Here is an 18,799-nt window from a genome sequence, read left to right on the forward strand (position 1 = left end):
AGCTCCGGTGTGTATGTTGTTGAGCGTGTCATAAGTTCTCCAGTTGGTGAAGTTTACCAAACTAGAGTGTCCGAAAATGTCAGGGTACCTCATGTTATTGGGGCTGGGTGAAGAAAGCCCGCTCAGTGACAAGCGCTTCATCGACATGGTGACCCATTGCCTGCGCACGCTGGCAACGCTGAGCGCCGACGACGCCATCCTGGCGCTGCCCATGGACGCTGTTGCCGGGCGTGACGTGGCATGGGCGATCGCCCGTACCGCGCAGGAGGTAATACAGCAAAAGTACCGCGCCGATTGCCTCAAGCGCGACAAGCCGGTGGTAACCAAGGGCCTGGAAAGATTGACACTGGCGGCAGCGCCAAACGAAGCGCACAGGGCTGCTCTGGCACAGGGCGTCGCTATCGGCAAAGGCATGTTGCTGACGCGCGCACTCGGCGACATGCCACCCAATATCTGCACACCGACCTATCTTGCCGACAGCGCTCGCGAACTGTCGAAGGAGTATGGATTCAAGCTGGAGATACTCGACAAGAAAGCGCTGCGTGCCCTGGGCATGGGCAGCTACCTGGCCGTTGCCGCTGGCAGCGAACAGCCGCCGGTGTTCATCGTCTTGCAGCACATGGGCGGCAAGGCCAAGGAGGCGCCTGTCGTGTTAGTAGGCAAGGGACTGACCTTCGACAGCGGTGGTATCTCAATCAAGCCGCACGCGGCAATGGACGAGATGAAATACGATATGTGCGGAGCGGCGTCGGTGCTTGGCGCATTCAAGGCCATGGGTGAACTCGATCTGAAGCTCAACGTCGTCGGTATTGTTGCCGCATGCGAAAACATGCTTTCAGGCAGCGCTACTCGCCCAGGCGACGTCGTCACGTCGATGAGCGGCTTGAGCATCGAGGTGCTGAATACGGACGCGGAAGGCAGGCTGGTGCTGTGCGATGCGCTGACCTATGTGGAACGCTTCAAACCCGCTGTGGTGATTGATATTGCCACCCTGACCGGCGCGTGCGTAGTGGCGCTCGGACACCATAACAGCGGCTTGTTCACGCGTTCCGATACCGAACACGACCTTCTAGCACAGGAACTGCTTGATGCCGGCAGCGAAGCAGGAGACCGGGCCTGGCGCATGCCGCTCGAAGATGCTTATGGCGAGCAGCTGAAATCGAACTTTGCCGACCTTGCCAATATTGGCAGTCCTGGCGGTGGCGCGGTAGTGGCAGCGGCGTTCCTGGAACGGTTTACCCGCCAATACCCGTGGGCACACCTGGACATTGCCGGTACCGCTTGGAAGTCGGGCGACAGCAAGGGCGCCACCGGACGTCCCGTGCCGTTGCTGATGCGCTTCTTGTGCAACCGCGCCCAGGCACGCAAACGTCGAGGATGACATGACCAACTCGATACGCAAACACGCACGCGTGCTCATCCTCGGCTCGGGTCCGGCGGGATATAGCGCCGCCATCTATGCGGCGCGCGCCAACCTGGTACCGGTCCTGGTGACAGGCATCGAACAGGGCGGGCAGTTGATGACCACCACCGATGTCGAAAACTGGCCTGCCGATCCGCTTGGCGTCCAGGGTCCGGAGCTGATGGAGCGCTTTCGGCAGCATGCGGAGCGCTTCCACACCGGGATGGTGTTCGACCAGATCCATACGTCCAAGCTTGAAGAAAAACCGATTCGCCTGATCGGCGATGCGGGCGAGTACACCTGCGACGCCCTGATTATCGCGACCGGGGCATCAGCGCAATACCTGGGGCTGCCCTCCGAACAGGCCTTCATGGGCCGCGGCGTGTCGGCCTGCGCCACCTGCGACGGATTTTTCTATCGCGGCAAGGATGTCGTTGTCATTGGCGGCGGCAACACGGCGGTGGAAGAGGCGTTGTACCTGTCCAACATCGCCCGTAAGGTCACGGTGATACACCGGCGCGACAGCTTCCGCGCGGAGGCGATCCTGGTAGACCGGCTCAATGCCAGGGTGGCCGAAGGCAAGATCGCCATCAGGTTCAACCATACCTTGCAAGAGGTGCTCGGCGTCACCGGCGTCACCGGTGTCATGATCCGCGCCAACAAAGGCCTGGAAGATACTCTGTTGCCAGTCGAGGGCGTGTTCGTCGCCATCGGCCACAAGCCGAATACCGCGATCTTTGCGGGGCAATTGGCGATGAAGGACGGCTACATCAAGACCCGCGGCGGCAGCCACGGATTTTCCACCGCGACCAGTGTTGCCGGAGTCTTTGCGGCGGGCGATGTGCAGGACCACGTCTACCGCCAGGCGATCACCAGTGCCGGTAGCGGCTGCATGGCCGCCCTCGACGCACAGCGCTACCTGGAGGCACAGACATGACGGTAGATGACAACAAGACGAACACCTCCGCCAGCATGCTGGTCGAAGGACATTTCGACCCGTTCAGTAGCACCATCAGCTACCTCGTTGCCGACCTGAAAACGTCGCGTTGCGCCTTGGTCGATTCCGTGCTCGACTACGACGCGGCCGCTGGACGTATCAGCCGGACCAGCGCCGATCAATTGATTGCACGCGTGCGTGAATTGAACCTTGCCGTGGACTGGATACTCGAAACCCATGTGCACGCCGACCACCTGTCCGCCGCGCCTTACCTGAAGTCGGTGCTCGGTGGCCGCATCGGCATCGGTGCGGGGATCACCGAGGTGCAACGCACCTTCGGTGCGATCTATAACGTCGATGCCATGATGCTCCAGGATGGCAGCCAGTTCGATCACCTGTTTGACGATGGCGAGCAGTTCAGCATCGGCGGCCTGGCGGGGACAGTCATGCATACGCCCGGACATACGCCGGCCTGCGTCAGCTACTTGGTCAACGATGGCGCGCACCAGGCGGTGTTTGTGGGCGATACCTTGTTCATGCCGGATTTTGGTACGGCGCGCTGCGACTTCCCGGGCGGCGATCCGCGCCAGCTCTATCGCTCCATCGCCCGCCTGCTGGCTTTGCCGGACCATGCCGTGGTCTATCTCTGCCATGATTACCAGCCCGGTGGACGGGCGCTGCGTTTCGAGACCACGATCGGTGCACAAAAGGCCTACAACATCCACCTCGCGGCCGGCACCAGCGAGGATCAGTTCGTCGCGATGCGGCGTGCACGTGACGCCAGGCTGAGAATGCCCGCCCTCATGTTGCCCGCCGTGCAGGTGAATATATGTGCGGGCCGCTTGCCCGAGCCCGATGGAAACGGCGTGCGCTATCTGCGTATCCCGCTCAACACCATGTAATCTTTGCTGACCAGGTTCAGGCTGCCAGCAGCATCCAGCCTGAACCTTCGTCATGTCACGACTTGGAGATGGTCTCGGCGATGATCTCGGCGGTGGCAGCCGACAGGGTCCAGCCCAAGTGGCCATGCCCGGTGTTATAGAACACCGTGGGCAGGCGGCCCTTGCCAACGCGCGGCATCATGTCCGGCATCATGGGGCGCAGCCCGGCCCACGGCGTGACCGTGCGTGTATTCACGCCCGGGAACAGCTGGTTGACCCAGTCGACCAGCGGCTTGATGCGATCGGCACGGATATCGCGGTTGATGCCGTTGAATTCCGCCGTGCCGGCCACCCGGAAACGGTCCACGCCCAGGCGGCTCGTGACTAGCTTGGTCTGATCATCGAGCAGGCTGACATTGGGCGCCGCAGCCTGGCTTGCCTTGTCGTTCAGGTGCACGGTGATCGAGTAGCCCTTGACCGGATAGATATTGACCCGGTCGCCGAGACTGGCCGCAATATCGCGACTGGCCACGCCGGCGCAGACCACCACGGCGTCGACATCGAGACTGCCAGGCACGCCCTCGCGCAGCATGTCGATGTGCACACCACGTGCATCGGCCTTCACTTTCAGCACCGCCGCATCCGTGTACACGCGCACGCCCAGGCGTTGCGCCGCTGCGGCCAGGCCATTCGTAAAGCGGTGGATGTCACCGGTGGAATCGCTCTCGGTAAAATAGCCGCCATAATAGTCGCCGTTCAGCGTGGGCTCGATGGCACGCATTTCTTCCGGAGTGACAGCGCGACGTGGCAAACCGCCTTCGGCCAGCATGCGAGACACCTTGCCCGCGTTGTCGAAGCCGACTCGGTCGCGGTAGATGTGCAGGATGCCTTCGCGTTTATGGTCGAAGTCGATACCTTCGTGTGCCGCCCACTGATACAAATGTTCGCGCGCCGCAATCGCCAATCGCGCAGTAGCCACCGTGTTGCGCTCGTAGTGCGGAATGTTGGCGATAAACTCCGCGAACCAGGACAGCTTGTGCCAGCTGGGACGCGGATTGAACAACAGCGGCGCGTCGCTCTTCAGCATCCACTTGAGTCCCTTGAAGATGGTGGAGCGATGGTTCCACACTTCGGCATTGGATGCCGACAGTTGTCCGCCGTTGGCGAAAGAAGTTTCCATGCCGGGATAGCGGTGGCGGTCGAGCAGGGTGACCTGGAAGCCGCGTTGCACCAGGGCGTAAGCGGTCGTGACGCCGGTAATGCCGGCGCCGATAATGGCAACAGTTTTCATGAGATCGGATTCTGCACGTCAAAGGGAATGGCCGCTGTGCGAAATGCGCGGCGGCACCCCCTCTGTACTGGACCTGAGAGATTCACGCGGCGATCCGCGCTTGCTCCTCCGGTGTGCCGGGCGACGTAACCAGCGCCGACAACTCTTCAGAGTGTGTTGTGCGATACCGGTCCTTTTGCCTGAGAGATTCCGGGGCGGTTGCTCCTTCGGCGCTGTGCGGGATGCAGAGACTCTCCCGATATCGAAGGCCAGCATAGTCTACATATGTAGCGATCGTCAACGCAAAACTGCGCGATTTGCAAACGTTACTTAGTCGGCGAACTGGATCCGTTTCTTGCTCGCCGCTGGACCGAGAACATGGTCGAGCGGCAGCACGTTGCTTTGCTTGATGCGCGTTGGCGTAGTGCTCGACTTGACGTTGTCCACGCCGGGGATACCTAGCAGGTCGCGGCTGATGAAATCCGACAGCGCGCGCAAATCGGCTGCGGCGATGCGCAGCAGGTAATGTTAGAAGTAGTAACCTGCTTGCAGGTTTATCCTGTGCGCGTGGCCCCGACGCTCAATGGAAAGAGATGCCTAGCCGCTGAAATCCGACGAAATATACAGATGATGCTTGCTCACCATGTAGATGGCTGCGCGTACCGCCAACATGCGGGATCAGCGGCGCGGCAATAATTGGCAAGGCATCCATATAAGACCTCCGGTTCATGATTTCATGGCTTTTTTCACCGTCCGAAATGCGGGTCTAACGCTGTCACTGCGGCCCTGACCTAGCCAGACGGCGCTGCAACGGCTCCCGCGCGAGCGACAGCGTATCCCGGTTGGTACTTGCCTGCAGGCTCTCAATCGCGGACTGCACCACGGGCAGCACCTGCCGCTCCAGCCCTTCCATGCCCAAGCGGCTCTTGCAGGCCAGGTCGTTGAAGTCGGTGCATCCTTTAGGATCGGCCGCCTGCTCGCCCGGCGCGAAAATGGGCAGCAGAACACGGCCGCCTGTCATATGGGCCGCCTCCTGCGCCTTGACCTTGCCGGGGTTGATGCCCTGCTCTGCTTCCAGGTGCTGGTCGTTATCCCCGGCGATGATCACCGGCTTGCTCGGGAAACGGCCATGCAGCGACTTTGCCACCGGCGGCAGGTTGCCCGAATCGAAGGCGGCGACGGTGGCAAAACCCAGTGACTTGGACAGGCTGGCTGCGGTTGCATAGCCTTCCGCAATGACCAGCGCGGGCGCCCGCGCCAGCGCTTCGAGGCCGCCGACGGCGTGGAAACAGCCTGTCTTGCGGCTGTCGCGCGCAAAGCGCTTGCTGCCATCCTCGCCGATGTATTGCATGCTCCATTGCTTGCCATCGGCGTCGGTGGCGGGAATGTAGCTGGTCTTGCCTTCCTTGTCGGTAAAAATGCCCGATGTCGGCATTAGCCCCTTCGATAACAAGTACGGCGTCGGTTCCGCCATCGGCAGCAGGCTGGCCATCTGGCGCGCCACGCGGCTCGCCGCTGCCTCATGCTGCTGGACCTGGGCGGCATGGCGTTCCTGCAAGCGGGTGGCCGCTTCGGCCTGCAGCCGGGCCTTCTGTGCCGGGTCGAGCGTATAGCCCTTGTATTTCCAGTCCATCGCCTCGCCCGTCTTGTTGTTCCTGATGTGACCCGCCGGGTGGCCATCGAGGTGGGCGACATAAAAGCCGGAACCGGAATGCTCGCTGTGCTTTTCGCCTTCCACGGTGATGCGGTGCTTTTGTCCATCCATGATGGGATGCTCGCCGCTCACCACGCAGCGCAGGCTGCGCAGCGCGTCGGCGAACTCCTCCTGCGCCGTCATGGCCGGTGCCTGCAGGCTGCCTGCCTTGCCGGGCATCCAGCGCGCCAGGCGCGCCATGTTGGCCTTCGCGCCCGCATACCAGGACTTTGCCATCTTGTCCCACGCGGCCCCAGCTGCCTTGGCCAGCTTGCGTTCGCCATAGGGCACGGCCAGATACTGGCGCGGCTGGCGCGCTTCGGCTGGCGCGCCGTCCTGAGGCGCCGGTTCGCCGTTTCCTTGCGCAGCCGATTTGCGGTGCCACTTTTCAAACACGGCGGGATCAACCCCAGGCGGCACGGTCCACGCTTGCGCCGCCCGGTCCCAGCGCGCGCCCAGCGCCTTGGCTTCGTCCTTCTCCTTGAATGGCACGGCAAGCAGCACGACGCCGCCGCCCTCCTCGAACTGCGCCACGCGGCGCTGCAGGTCTGCGCTGCCCGTGACGGCAGCCAGTTCCGCTCCCTTGCGCGCTTCGCGCGCCGCCATCAGGTCGTCGACCCCACTATCTGGATCGCGCCGCACCCGCTCCTCATTTAATCTGGCCAGCTTCACGGCCTGCTCGCGTTCATCGGTTTCGGAGTGCGCATCGATCAACGCCAGCCTGCCCGCCAGCTGCGCCGCTTCACGCTGGGAGTCGCGCTCGGCCAGCCACTGGTGGCGGCCATCGGCCTGCTGCGCGTAGATCCCCCAGAACTCGGGCCGAAGGCCCAGCTGTTCGGCTGATGCTTCCTGCTGCTCGCCATCCACCTCCCCGGTGGCCATGCCCTGCACCATCACGCGGCCGTTCCAGTCGTGCGGCAGGGTAAAACCCAGGTGCCGCAAGGCGGCATCATCAAAAGCCGTTCCCGCATCGGCGACATCGCCGCGCAGCATCTGCAGCCGCGTCCGCGTCACTTCGCTGTCATCCACATTGTCCATTTCCGTTTGCATGATCGCCTCCCCTTCCTTCTGATCCACTTGCCGATCGGCTTGCGCCGCATCGAGCGCCTGCCATTCTTTTTCCTGCGCCGCCTCGACGGCCGCCTTCACTTCCGGCGACGCGAAGAACTCGCCGTCGAAATCGCCGTCCGGTCCCCATACCACGCCTGCGAGCTGCCGCCCGTCCTTCTCCATGCTGCGGTTGAAGGACTGCGACTTCGTCACATAGCAGCGCGCCGCGTCGTCCAGCGTGGCGAAGGACTGCGAAAATCGGTCCACGCCAGCCACCCGCTCGCTGACGATGAAGCGCCCTTCCTCCGCTTTGGTCGACGCTGCCAACCCTTGCGTCTGCACTTGCTCCAGGCCCAGTACATACGCCTGGATCTTCTCGGCTGCGGACGCGGCGCGGAAAATCTCCAGCGGATCGGACTGCAGCACCTTGATCCAGGTCCCGACATAGGCCGCATGCTGACCGGGATCATGGCCAATGCCCAGTTCATCACCCAGCAGCATGCTGGCGATTTCCGCGCGCAGCTCTTCACGCGCATATCCCTCGCTGCCGAATGGGTGGCCAAGATCGCGGCCAAGGCGACTCGCATGCCCGGTCCAGTGGCCCAGCTCATGCAGGGCTGTCGCGTAATAATTGTCGGCAGTCGGGAACTGCTCCTTGCCGGGCAGGTGGATGGTGTCGGTCGACGGCCGGTAGAAGGCGCTGTCCCTCCCCTCGCGCCCACCATGCTCGATCTTCGCACCCGACGCCTGCAATATCCCTTCGGCCCGCTCGGCCGGTACCCAAGCGACAGACGGCGGTGGCGCCAGCGGCGGAAGGCCGTCGATCTGCGTTGCGTTAAATACCGTGGAAAAAAACATCTGAGGCCGCTCCAGCCTGAGAGGCTGCTTTTCCACGTGTTCGTCCGGAATCAAGGGCGGCATGCCGGTGGGAGTTGCCGCCTCCTCCTTCTCGGTGAATTTCCAGTACTGGATCGGCGTGCCCTTCTCACCTTGGCGCACCTGCGCGCCAACGGCTGCGGCCTGCTTGTACGTCATCCAGCGATGGTCCGCATGACCCTCGCTCATGAGGTGCAGGGAATTGATCCCCTTGTAGCGCTTGCCCGTGGTGGGATTGAATGGCAGGAATGCGCCCGGCTCGCCGGGTTGCCAAGGCTTTTGCCAGGGCGCCGTGCCCTCCTTCAGCTGCGCGATCAGCTTTTCGGCGATGGTGTCAATCAGCGACTTCGCTTGACCGTTCATGGCTTGCGCTCCCTGTTGGCGGCGGCGCACCGACATCGGCCAGGTCGATGACGCCCGCCGCCGCATCCTGTTCGTCCACGGCGTCCTCGGCAAAGGAGCCGGCCTGCTCGGCTTCATCCGGCGCAAACTCGGCCAGGCCGCCAGGCACGGCGGCGTCGCCAAGCTTCTCGCGCAGGACGGCGGCCATGGCTTGATCTTCCGCCATCGCTGCGCTGGCCTGACTGTCTCGTTCATTCATCATCGGTTTTCTCCTTGGTTTGTGATTGAAAAACGGGCGTGCCACCAAGGTGCTACCAGGTGAGCACGGGAACGATCACGGTCTTGACCTGCGCCCGCTGGACCGGGCCGAAGTAGCGCGCGTCAAAAGACCTGGGGTTGGCGTCGGCCATCAGCAGCAGCTGGTACTCGCTGAGGATGTACTGGTCCGCCTGGTAGCGGGCCATGGGGCGCTGGTTGCCATCGGCAGCCAGCGGCGCGCTGTACGCAAGCAGGCGGCCGTTGACGCGCACGCCGTCTGGCCCCACGCTGACTGCATCATCGCCAGCGCCAAGCACTTTCTTCATCATGTAGCCGTAGCCGCCGGGACAGAAACCCGCGCCGATATAGCCGCGCCGCCGCGCTTCCTCGAACACCCCGATCTGCGGCGGACAGAACATCACATAGCGCCCGGGGGTCACCGGCGCGGAACTGGTCCAGTACAAACCAACTGGGATGCTGCGGCTGCTGTTGATACGAGCACCCGCGACATGGGCGGCCATGCCCAGCACCAGCAGCGCCGCGCCCATATAAGCGCTCCATGCACCCAGCTTCATGGCGGTCCGGTTCATAGCCGTATGCCCTCGCCGTCCGCAGGCCGGTGCGCATGGCGCAGCTTGTCGCTTTTGGCCGGTGCGGGAACCGAGGCGCGCGCTTGAAAGACCGGGTCCTGGAAATACAGCGGCTGGCGGCCATAGATCGCCGGATAGCCGGCCACGTAGACGACCATGTCGCCGGCCTTCTCGATGTCGCCGCTGCCTGACTTGACCGGGCCGGGCATGCGCAGGCATTCGTCCGGGGTGAGGAGCGGGCGCTGCGTCTCCTGGATGGTGCGCGACACTTGCGCCAGCAAGGCACTGGTGCGCCGCCCGCTGGTGGTCACCTGTTCCTTGGCCACCGTGGTCTGGCCGGTCAGCTTGGACAGGTGCTCGGCCGTCTCAAGCCGGTTTGGCGGATAGGCGTTCTGGATATGGCAGCTCGACGTAATGCTTTCATCGGGGCCATAGCCGGTTTCGCGGCTCTTGAGCTGGTTGATATCCTGGCAGATCAGGTAGCACTTGATGCCATAGCCGGCCAGGAAGCCCAGCGACTCCTGCATGATATCGAGCTTGCCCAGACTGGGAAACTCGTCGAGCATCATCAAGAGTCGGTGCCGGTAGCGGGCCACCGGACGGCCGTTTTCAAAGCTGACGCGGTCGGCCAATTGGCGCACGATCATGTTGACCAGCACGCGCACCAGCGGGCGCAGGCGCGCCTTGTCGGTCGGCTGCGTGACGATGTACAGGCTCACGGGGCTGTCGTGGTGCATCAGGTCGCGGATGCAAAATTCCGAGCGGCTCACGTTGCGCGCGACGATCGGATCGCGGTACAGCGACAGGTAGGACTTGGCCGTCGACAACACCGAGCCGGCTTCCTCGTCGGGCCGGTCAAGCATGTCACGCGCGGCCGAACCGATCACCGGATGATTGCGCCCGCCAACGTGGCTGAACGTGATCATCTCCATCCACAACTCGCCGATGCCGCGATTCGGGTCCGACATCATGGCGTCGACCACCGACAAGGTGGCCGTCGTGCCCTCGGCGCGCGCCTTGTACAGCGCATGCAGAATCACGCCGACGATCAGCGCCTGGCTGGTCTTTTGCCAGTGCGTTTCCAGTCCCTTGCCGTCCGGGTCGACGATCAGGGTGGCGAGGTTCTGCACATCGCCCACCTCGTGCTCGGTATCGAGGCGGATTTCGTCGAGCGCATTCCAGCACACGCTGCCCTTGGCGGCGGCCGGCTCGAAATACAGCACCTTGTTCCTGGCGTGCTGCTGGCGCCAGCCCGAGGTCAGCGCCCACAGCTCGCTTTTCAGGTCGGTGATGACGGCGCTGTGCGGCCAGGCGAGCAGGGTCGGCACCACCAGGCCGACGCCCTTGCCCGAGCGCGTGGGAGCGTAGGTGAGCACATGTTCCGGCCCGTCGTGGCGCAGATAATGCTGCCGGCCCGCCCGGTCCAGCCAGGCGCCGACGTACACGCCGCCGGCGGCCGGCTGCACGCGCCGGGCCAGCACCTGCCACAGGGCGCGCGGCCGTGGCAACAGCCCGGCCGCGCGTATGTCAGCGAGGTTCGCCCAGCGGGCCGACCCGTGCAGGTATTCGCTGGCGCGGGCCGAGTTAACCGAAATCATCCTGGCCACCAGCAGCGCGATCAGGCCGATGCCCGCGACGCTGATCCCCACGCTGCCCGCCTGCATCACAGCGTCCGGGTACTGGCCGCGCCACCTGGCCGCCCAGCCGACGATGGCCCAGGGGGGATAGAACTGGCTGGCATGCCAGCCCAGCGCGCTCTGGTATTGAAAAACATGGGCAAAGAACTGCGTCGCCGCCTGGAAGCCGCCAAGCAGCGTGAGCGCGGCGAGTACGGGGATGGCCTTGCCGGGGCCGCGCCGCGCGCTGCGCACCTGTGGGCCGACTGCGTTATTGAACCTGTCTTTCATCTGGTCCGTCCTTTCGTCTTAATGACGCCATTGGGCGTCACGGTGACGGCATCTCCAGGAGCGAGCTTGCGCAAGCGTCTGGCGGCTGTTTCGCTGACCGGCAGGACCATGGTTGCTTCGCCCCGCTTCAGCAGCGCCAGCATCTGGCCGCGCGCGTCGTGCAGCCCTGCAAAAACAGCCCTTCCCTTGACACCATCATATCGTTCAAATTTCGATATATCGGATAATCCCGGCCTTGTTTGTTCCCGCTCAAGCAGGAACGCCTCCACCGCCGCCGAGGCCAATGTCCGCTTGTCCGCTACGCCTCGCCGCCCAGGAACATGCCGTCGCACGCGCTGATCTGCTGCGGCTGGTTGCTGCTCCACGTGACCAGGTACATCACGCGGCAATAGCACTTCAGTTCCACTTTTGATGCGAACCATACCGAGTTGCGGCAGCTCTCGCAGGCGGTGCCTGGCTGCGGGCGGCGGATGGCGTCCAGGGCCGCCAGGGTCGGGCTCGGAACCAGTTCCGGATGCGGAGGCGCGCCGTGGTTTGGCGTCGGCGGCGACGGCGGTAGCTCGCGCTCGATCGTCTCCAACGCCCGCTCCAGCAGCGCCTCGCGCTGCGCTTGTGCCGGGCTGAGCGCCCTGGCGTGGTGATCCTGCTTCTCCATCGTGGTTCTCCTTCGTGCCCTGGGCACGCAACAGGTCTTGACGGCGCCGCTCCAGCACGGCGTCGTCGAACGTGACCGCCAGGTGCGCGGCAACCGCCGCCTGGATGACCTGGTCCTGGAACGCGGCGCTGCCACCGATATGCAGACAGCGCCCATAGCGCGCCACCGCCATGTCCAGCGCGAGCTTCAGGCCCGCCTGCGTGGCGCCGCGCGTGATTTTCAGCTTATGCCCGTCGTCGCGGATCGTGGTCGCGCCAGCGCAATAGATGAGCGTGCCTTGCTTGGTCACGCTGTCGTGGCGCAGGCCGCCCGGCGGCAGCGGGCGGTTTTGCATCTCCGCCAGCGGACTGCCTGCCAGCGTGTTGCCGTTCAAGCCCTGGCCTGCCCCGCGTGCACGCAGGGCGGCCAGCGCCTGCGCGTCGCCAGTATTCGCGCGGGTGCGCAGCCAGTCGGCCCAGGCCATTCTCCCGTGCTGGCTGCGGATGGCACGGCGCTCCGCGAGGTAGTTGCCGTTGATGCGCGCGATGTCCGCCGCCAGCGTTTTCGAGGCCGCCGCATACAGGATGCGCTTGGCCATCGGGCCGCAGGCAATCATGCGTATCGCCGCCCGCTTGAGCCGTCCCGTGCGCTTGGCCTCGGCAATCAAGCGCTTGTGCCGCGCGCGGGCACCATCCAGCACGCCGGTTTTAGCCAAAGCGGCATCGTGCTGATGCTCCTGGTAGCGCGCATACAGTGCGTCGGTGGGCACGCCCAGGCGCAGCGGCCGGCGCGCAGGGCCGCTCCTCGCATCTGCCACGCCGGCTGGCCCGGGAACGAATGGCCCCAATCTCGCCTCCAGGCGCGCCTTGCTGCAGTCGCGATGCACGGAACTGGCCTTCACGGCCGTGCCGTCCGCAGCCACGATGACCAGACCGTTGCCGCGCTCGCGCAGCGCCAGGCCGTGCACCAGCAGCACGCCATGCAGTGCCTGCCATGAGGCCGCGTCGCGCATCTGCGCGTGGCATGCACGGCGCACCAGTCCCAGCACGCTTTCGATACCGGCCTGGCGCTCCATGTCCATGGCGCGGCTGGCGGCGCCCGTCTGGCGCGCCTGGTGGTTATCGTGGCGCAGGCCGAATTCGTCTTCCAGCGCCGCGCACAGCTGCCCCAGCGTGGCGTGATCGCGGTACGGCTGGTGGATGGTGTAGCGGGTAGGATGGATCTTGTTGATGGCGATGTGCACGTGCAGGTTGTCCGTATCGTGGTGCACCACGCTGATGCGCTGGTGCGCGCCATAGCCCAGGCCGTGGCATATGCGCGCTTCCACCGCCTGCAGCACGGCCGGGGCCTGCTCCTCGCCAGCCGGAAAGCTGAGGATCAAGTGATAGGTCTTGTCCGACAGCGCGCGCTGGTTCTGCGCCTGCGTATTGAGGATCTCGGTGATGGCCACCACGGCCTGGTCGGACTGGCAGTTTGTGACCGTCACGCAGCCGACGCGCTCCCGCTTGGCCTGCGCATCGGCGAGGTAAGCCAGCAGGCTGGCAAAACCGCTCTTTTTCGCGACCTTCATGGGAACATGCTTGGCGATCACCCTGCCCTCCCTGCTGTCTGGCGCCGACTGTCGCCGGCGCATGCGTCCGATTTTTTAGCAGCTAAATTGCGCGCCCCCGTGCGGCAGGACCACGGCGCGCATCACGGCATGCATTTCGTCCTGGGTATCGGCGATCTTGGCCAGCACCGCGCGGATCGTCGCCTCGCCGAAGGCGGCCGTGCGCTCGTCGTTTGTCAGCCAGAGCTTGAGCAGCCCGCCCAGCCGCCCCAGGTCGCCATTGATGCGCGCCAGTTCCTCGACGCGGCGGTGGTCAAGGATGCCGGGCAGCCGGTAGCCAAGCCCGACCTTGCGCAGGTAGGCCGCGACCGGCAAGCCTGCGGCAGCGGCAAGCCGCTTGATCTGCGCCTCTTCGGCGGGCAAGACCGGTACGCGCAGGTGGCGGGCCTTGCGGGTGGCGGCGGGTGCTGGCTTTTCCATGGTGTGCTCCTGATTGGCGCAGATAGCGCAGCCTTGGCAAGCCTCGCAGAGCAGGATCTCCGTTGAGCGCCGCAGGCGCGAATAAGGCACCGTGAAGAGAGATAACCGGCCTGCCGGTTAGCTAACTTCACCTATCCTGCCCCGGTCCGCGCAGCGACCGGGCCATTTAATCGTAGGACGGCCTTTCGATTTAACCCTTGTTTTGGCACAAAGCGGAGCAGATTTCATCGGTCAATATATCGAAACGGGCCTGATGGCTGGACGCCGAGGCACGCCAAGGGTTCGTCGAGCTGGCAACAGCGCCAAAGCATGACGACGGTGTAATTTCCTTGCGGATGATGGAGAGCCAAGGACGTGAATAAACCATATCCCGAGCAGCTGGGCGAATGGATCAAGGGAACCAGGCCCGCGCAACGCGACCAGTATCTGGTCGCCTTCCTGGCGGTCAGCGACGATGTGCGCGCTGCCCTGGCGGCGGGCTTTTCGATGTGCGCCATCTGGCGTCACCTGCATGCGCTGGGACGCATATCGTTCGGCTACGATACCTTCCTCAAGCACGTGCACCGCATGCAAAAGTCCAGCGCCCCAGCGCAGCAGGCACGCCCGGCCTTGCCTGCGAAAGGCAACAGGGCACCAGCTCACGCCCCGGCACCCGCCGGATTCACGTTCAACCCGGTTCCCAGAAAAGAGGAGCTACTGTAATGGCCAATATCCACATGATGTTGCAAGGTAAAGGCGGCGTCGGCAAGTCGCTGAGCGCCGCCATGCTTGCCCAGTACATGCACAGCAAGGCTGCCCTGCCGTTATGCATCGATACCGATCCCGTCAACGCCACCTTCCACGGCTACCAGGCGCTGCAGGTGCGCCGCATCGAGCTGATGGAGAACGACGAAATCAATCCGCGCGGCTTCGACGCCCTGATCGATCTGGTGGCCCAGTCCACCGGGGACGCCATCATCGACAATGGCGCTAGTTCCTTCGTGCCGCTGTCGCATTACCTGATCAGCAATCAGATTCCGGCCTTGCTGGAAGAACTCGGCCACCAGTTGGTGGTGCATACCGTCATCACGGGCGGCCAGGCCCTGCTCGATACCGTCAGCGGCTTCGCCCATCTCGCCAGCCAGTTCCCGGAGCAGGCCCGCTTCATCGCCTGGCTCAATCCCTACTGGGGTCCGGTCGAGCATGAAGGAAAAGGCTTCGAACAGATGAAAGCCTACCTGGCCAACAAGGGGCGCCTGTCGGCCATCGTGCGCCTGCCCGAGCTGAAGAAGGAAACCTTCGGCCGCGACCTGGCCGGCATGTTGCAGGAGCGCCTGACCTTCGACGAGGCGCTGTCCACGCCGGCACTGACGCTGATGACGCGCCAGCGCCTGAAGATCGTCAGGCGCCTAGTGTACGGCCAGCTCGATACCGCCATGGTGCTGTGATGGGCGACCAGACCGAGGAACTGCTGCGCGAGATCGCCGCGAAGCATGGCCTGGCGGTATCGCGCGACGACCCCATCCTGGTTTTACAAACCATCAATAGCCGCCTGCTGCAGGACGGCGCCAAGGCCCAGCAGGCGCAACTGGACCGGTTCAAGGAGGAAATGGAAGCGCTATCGCAGCGCTGGAGCATGGACGCCAGGGGAAAGGCGGAACGCATCCTCGACGCGGCGCTGGCCGCCGCCAGGGAGACCATGGATGGCGCCATGCAGGAAGGCGGAGCCCAGGCGGCCAGGGCCGCGCGGCGCGAAATCGACGGCGCCTTGCAGCAGCTCGCCGCGTCCGTGCGCGCCGCGCATGCCGTCGCGCTATTGAATATCGCCGCTGGCTGCCTGGCGATCCTGGCGGCGGCGGTGGCCTTATGGACGGTGCTGCGATAAACCCAGCCGGGTGCCGCGCGCGGATTGCAGCGAGTGGTTGCACTCAAGCCCCTGCTGTTCCGCCCTCTGGCACAGCAGTTGGTGCAGGCGCTGCGCCTGCTGCAGTGCGTCCCAGTCGCTGGCCAGTTCGGGCTGCTGGGCGCGCAGCTTGCGGGTGGCGAGTTCCTCGATGCGCGGCGCATGCACGCCCATGCTGTCGCGCACCTCGCGCACCAGCTCAAGGCGGCCCAGCAGGCGCTGCATGGTTTTTTGTTGCTGCTGCATCTGTTGCTGCCACTGCGTGCGCTTGCCGGGCAGCGCCAGCATGCCAGGCTGTCCCAGCTGCGTGCGCTGCAGGCGCGACGCCTGCGATTCGATCAGGTTCTCCAGCCTGTCCTCGATGCGTTCGACCTGTTCGTGCTTGGCCTCCACCTGGGCCGCCAGCACCGCGCCATATTGCGACTCCAGCGGCGCGGACTCCAGCATCGCCGCCTGTTCCAGCTGCTCGCCCGCCGCCTGGTAAAACTGGCCTTCGGCCTGCATCTCGGCGTTGCCACCGCGCGCGCCAGTCTGGGCGCTGGCGCCTTGCTGCGGCCGCTCCATCGGTATTTTCATGATCGCGCCTCCGCTATCAACGCGGCCATCCCCTACCGGCTCAGCTTGCGCCCGTGTTTGACGCTGGCGCCGCTGCTGAGCGCCAGACCGTCCTGGTAGCTGACACTGGTGTCGATGCCCGTTCCAGGTACTTTAGCGAAATCGCCGGCCGCATGCTTGATCAATGTCTTGCCGATCTGCTGGTACACGCTGGCGCCATCGGCGTGCACGATGACGCCGACATACGTCTTCGCCTTGTCGGCAGGCTGCGCCAGGTAGATATCGTAGATGCCGGGCTTGATCGCCCCGGCCTTGTCCACCTTGCTGGTGGCCCATTGCCCGCCCTGCTCGTTTTGCAGCAGGCGCTGCCCGTTCATCACCAGCACTCTTTGCTTCATCAATACGCTCCTGTTGACCAATCCCTGTTCCAGACAAGGCGCTCTGCCGCCCACCATTTTAATGCCGCCGGCTCAAGCCGGCCTCGCCATGCGCAGGCGACAAGGCCTGCATCAACGATAGCGTGGCCGGGTCGGCCTTTCCAAGCGGATGCTGCTACTTGCGTGCTCCCTGCCGGGCGAGTGCCGCCGCCTCAGCCTTGGCGGCGTTCATTTCATTGCGGCTGGTCACGTGAGCCTGCGCCAGCTCAGCCCTGGCCTGGGCCGTCGCCTGATGGGCATGGTCCAGTTCAGCGCGTAATTCCAGGGCGCGGCGCTCAATCTCCTGCGCGCGTGCGGCCGCCAGCGCGGCAGCGGCCTGCGCTTCCGCAAGGGTGGTTGCCATCGTTTCTTTCTGCTGCACCAGGTCCCGCACCTCGCCTTGCGTGCTGGCCAGCTGGCCTTGGCATGCCTGCAGTTCAGCCAGTACCGCTTCATAGGCGTCGGCCATCTGCCGCGCCAGCGTTTCCGCTTCGCCGCGTTCGGCCTCCCAAGCCATGTGCGCCAGGCGCAGCGACTCGCCCGCCAGCGCTTGCGCCTCGTTCCAGACGCCGGCCAGGGCCGCCAACCCCGCGCCGCGGATCTTGTCCGGCACACTGGTGGCGGCCATGCCGGCCTGCACCGTATGCGAACGGCGCCATTCGCGCATACCCGCGCTGGCGTCGTTCATGCTGACCCTGGCCGCCTTGCGCACCGCATCCACGGTAGGAAACGCCTGCCCACCGCCTTGAGCGTGCAGCGCGTCCGCCGCCGTGGAGATACGTTCATAGACTTCTGGAGATAAGGTCATGAGCGCCTCCGTGAATTAACATGTAGGAATAATATTATTCCTATTATTCCTATCGGTTTTGATCTGCGGCAAAGGTTCGGTATCAGGGGGCGAAAAGCTGCGCGCATCGCCTACGGCGCAAGACAGGAGCGCCCCGCACTCAGCTGACTGTATGTCAGCGGCTGCGCAGTGCATTTTTTGTCCGAAATAAAACTACATTTTTCGGACATTTCTTGCTCATTGTCCGAAAAAAAACTATAAATATCGTACAGGAGGTAAGCATGTCCGAACTCAAAGCCTGCATCGCCGCCATGGTCGAGGCATCAGCGCCGGGACAGGTGTGGGTGCCCACGGATTTCAGCCAGCTAGGCAAGCGAGACGCCATCGACAAAACCTTGCAGCGCATGGTGCTGGCCGGAGAGTTGCGCCGCATCGACCGGGGCCTTTACGACCGGCCCCGGCTCAGCGGGCTGACCCAGCGGCTCACCGTGCCGGACTACCGTGCGGTCACTGAGGCGATTGCACGCAGGGATCAATTGCGCCTGCTGGTTGATGGAATGACGGCCGCCAACGATCTTGGCCTGACCGATGCGGTGCCGGCCCGCGTCACCATCCATACCGACACGCGCCGCCGCACAATTCAACTCGACAACATGATCATTGAATTCAAGCACACGGCGCCCAGCCGGCTTTACTGGGCCGGGCGTCCGGCCATGCGCGTGGTGCAAGCCCTGCACTGGCTGAAAGATACCTTGCCGTCGGACCGGGCCGCCATCATCAACAAGCTCGGCAAGATCCTGGCCGACCCCGCACATGGTGCCGCGATCCGTCAGGATCTACTCGATGGCTTCGGCATGCTACCCGCATGGATGCAAAGCCTGGTGCGCGAACTGCCCAGCTGCGATCCACAGCAGGTATCGAAAACACCGCATATGCCCTCTGTGCATGGAAAGACCGCCAGCACTGGACTGCACACGACCCCATAGGTGTAGCGGCTCGCGTTTGAAAACGGCCAAGCTCGCATTCGACGCGTTTTCCGGCTCGAATTAACTGCGAGTGAAGATATGGCCGTGCTCGCGCTAACTGCAAGTGAAGCCGACGGGTTGAACGACCGCTTACGCCCTATTGTGTTGAAAAACACGGGTACGTTTACGTTTAGATAGAAATCCTGCCAGCCTAGACTGGCCAGAGACGCCGCCATTGAACGATCACCGAGTGCTTGGTGGTCTGAGACCTCCCGAAATTGTTGCCGTTCGACTTCTTCAACACAATAGCCCCGAAGCGGACCTT

The 18,799-nt window shown here is 64.0% G+C and carries 17 protein-coding genes, 1 pseudogene and 1 riboswitch; of the genes and pseudogenes, 7 read left to right on the forward strand and 11 right to left on the reverse strand.

From position 1 onward, the window contains the following. Positions 1 to 88: 88 nt before the first annotated feature. The 3 genes and pseudogenes from ACP7B7_RS27345 to ACP7B7_RS27355 form a co-directional block, all read left to right on the forward strand. Positions 89 to 1,381, forward strand: a pseudogene (locus tag ACP7B7_RS27345) (leucyl aminopeptidase); the annotation flags it as partial. Position 1,382: 1 nt separating this feature from the next. Then, positions 1,383 to 2,339 (forward strand): thioredoxin-disulfide reductase, encoded by a 957-nt coding sequence (gene trxB, locus ACP7B7_RS27350; RefSeq protein WP_426078812.1) that lies wholly within the window; start codon positions 1,383 to 1,385, stop codon positions 2,337 to 2,339. Next, on the forward strand, positions 2,336 to 3,241 hold the full coding sequence (locus ACP7B7_RS27355) for an MBL fold metallo-hydrolase (RefSeq protein ID WP_426078813.1): 906 nt from the start codon (positions 2,336 to 2,338) through the stop codon (positions 3,239 to 3,241). Before trxB ends, ACP7B7_RS27355 begins: the two co-directional genes overlap by 4 nt. 55 nt (positions 3,242 to 3,296) lie before the next feature. On the opposite strand, the gene ACP7B7_RS27360 is transcribed toward ACP7B7_RS27355, so the two are convergent. The 8 genes from ACP7B7_RS27360 to traJ all read right to left on the reverse strand — a co-directional run bounded on the left by ACP7B7_RS27360 (position 3,297) and on the right by traJ (position 13,869). Further along, positions 3,297 to 4,511 carry a D-amino acid dehydrogenase gene (locus ACP7B7_RS27360; protein WP_426078814.1) on the reverse strand — a complete coding sequence of 405 codons (1,215 nt, stop codon included), beginning with the start codon at positions 4,509 to 4,511 and terminating at the stop codon, positions 3,297 to 3,299. A 157-nt stretch (positions 4,512 to 4,668) separates the two neighbouring features. Beyond that, positions 4,669 to 4,759: riboswitch (glycine riboswitch) on the reverse strand. A gap of 61 nt (positions 4,760 to 4,820) precedes the next feature. Continuing rightward, positions 4,821 to 5,012: an Lrp/AsnC ligand binding domain-containing protein gene (locus tag ACP7B7_RS27365; protein WP_426078850.1), complete on the reverse strand. Its 192-nt coding sequence runs from the start codon at positions 5,010 to 5,012 to the stop codon at positions 4,821 to 4,823. 253 nt (positions 5,013 to 5,265) lie between these two features. After that, complete coding sequence (locus ACP7B7_RS27370; protein WP_426078815.1) at positions 5,266 to 8,472, reverse strand: zincin-like metallopeptidase domain-containing protein; 3,207 nt, start codon at positions 8,470 to 8,472, stop codon at positions 5,266 to 5,268. Further along, a complete protein-coding gene (locus ACP7B7_RS27375) occupies positions 8,444 to 8,713 on the reverse strand; it encodes a hypothetical protein (protein ID WP_426078816.1) in 270 nt (89 codons plus the stop codon). The genes ACP7B7_RS27370 and ACP7B7_RS27375 overlap by 29 nt, the downstream gene beginning before the upstream one ends. 49 nt (positions 8,714 to 8,762) lie before the next feature. Then, positions 8,763 to 9,284 carry a conjugative transfer signal peptidase TraF gene (gene traF, locus ACP7B7_RS27380; RefSeq protein ID WP_426078817.1) on the reverse strand — a complete coding sequence of 174 codons (522 nt, stop codon included), beginning with the start codon at positions 9,282 to 9,284 and terminating at the stop codon, positions 8,763 to 8,765. A gap of 11 nt (positions 9,285 to 9,295) precedes the next feature. Beyond that, positions 9,296 to 11,206 carry a type IV secretory system conjugative DNA transfer family protein gene (locus ACP7B7_RS27385; protein WP_426078818.1) on the reverse strand — a complete coding sequence of 637 codons (1,911 nt, stop codon included), beginning with the start codon at positions 11,204 to 11,206 and terminating at the stop codon, positions 9,296 to 9,298. Next, positions 11,203 to 13,473 (reverse strand): TraI/MobA(P) family conjugative relaxase, encoded by a 2,271-nt coding sequence (gene traI / locus ACP7B7_RS27390; protein WP_426078819.1) that lies wholly within the window; start codon positions 13,471 to 13,473, stop codon positions 11,203 to 11,205. The genes ACP7B7_RS27385 and traI overlap by 4 nt, the downstream gene beginning before the upstream one ends. A 12-nt stretch (positions 13,474 to 13,485) precedes the next feature. Then, positions 13,486 to 13,869, reverse strand: coding sequence for a conjugal transfer transcriptional regulator TraJ (gene traJ, locus ACP7B7_RS27395; RefSeq protein WP_426078820.1), 384 nt, complete (start codon positions 13,867 to 13,869; stop codon positions 13,486 to 13,488). A gap of 354 nt (positions 13,870 to 14,223) precedes the next feature. Here traJ and ACP7B7_RS27400 point away from each other — a divergent pair, with 354 nt between their 5' ends. From ACP7B7_RS27400 to ACP7B7_RS27410, 3 genes are read left to right on the forward strand one after another with little or no spacing between them, the layout of a single operon-like run. Next, positions 14,224 to 14,571: a TraK family protein gene (locus ACP7B7_RS27400; protein WP_426078821.1), complete on the forward strand. Its 348-nt coding sequence runs from the start codon at positions 14,224 to 14,226 to the stop codon at positions 14,569 to 14,571. Further along, a complete protein-coding gene (locus tag ACP7B7_RS27405; protein ID WP_426078822.1) occupies positions 14,571 to 15,296 on the forward strand; it encodes a conjugal transfer protein TraL in 726 nt (241 codons plus the stop codon). Before ACP7B7_RS27400 ends, ACP7B7_RS27405 begins: the two co-directional genes overlap by 1 nt. Then, positions 15,296 to 15,733, forward strand: coding sequence for a conjugal transfer protein TraM (locus tag ACP7B7_RS27410; RefSeq protein ID WP_426078823.1), 438 nt, complete (start codon positions 15,296 to 15,298; stop codon positions 15,731 to 15,733). Before ACP7B7_RS27405 ends, ACP7B7_RS27410 begins: the two co-directional genes overlap by 1 nt. Here the strand turns inward: ACP7B7_RS27410 and ACP7B7_RS27415 are convergent. The 3 genes from ACP7B7_RS27415 to ACP7B7_RS27425 form a co-directional block, all read right to left on the reverse strand. After that, positions 15,713 to 16,327, reverse strand: a complete 615-nt coding sequence (locus ACP7B7_RS27415; RefSeq protein ID WP_426078824.1) for an IncP plasmid survival protein KfrC family protein — start codon at positions 16,325 to 16,327, stop codon at positions 15,713 to 15,715. The two genes, ACP7B7_RS27410 and ACP7B7_RS27415, sit on opposite strands and share 21 nt — an antisense overlap. Before the next feature lie 32 nt (positions 16,328 to 16,359). Next, positions 16,360 to 16,704 (reverse strand): KfrB domain-containing protein, encoded by a 345-nt coding sequence (locus tag ACP7B7_RS27420; protein WP_426078825.1) that lies wholly within the window; start codon positions 16,702 to 16,704, stop codon positions 16,360 to 16,362. Between the two features lie 154 nt (positions 16,705 to 16,858). Beyond that, positions 16,859 to 17,530, reverse strand: coding sequence for a DNA-binding protein (locus tag ACP7B7_RS27425; protein WP_426078826.1), 672 nt, complete (start codon positions 17,528 to 17,530; stop codon positions 16,859 to 16,861). 260 nt (positions 17,531 to 17,790) lie between these two features. Here ACP7B7_RS27425 and ACP7B7_RS27430 point away from each other — a divergent pair, with 260 nt between their 5' ends. After that, the gene (locus ACP7B7_RS27430) at positions 17,791 to 18,495 is read left to right on the forward strand and encodes a DUF6088 family protein (RefSeq protein WP_426078827.1); all 705 of its coding nucleotides are present in this window, start codon (positions 17,791 to 17,793) and stop codon (positions 18,493 to 18,495) included. The last annotated feature ends 304 nt before the right edge of the window (positions 18,496 to 18,799 follow it).

Source organism: Janthinobacterium sp. PSPC3-1 (genome assembly GCF_049896105.1).
Lineage (GTDB): Bacteria > Pseudomonadota > Gammaproteobacteria > Burkholderiales > Burkholderiaceae_D > Janthinobacterium.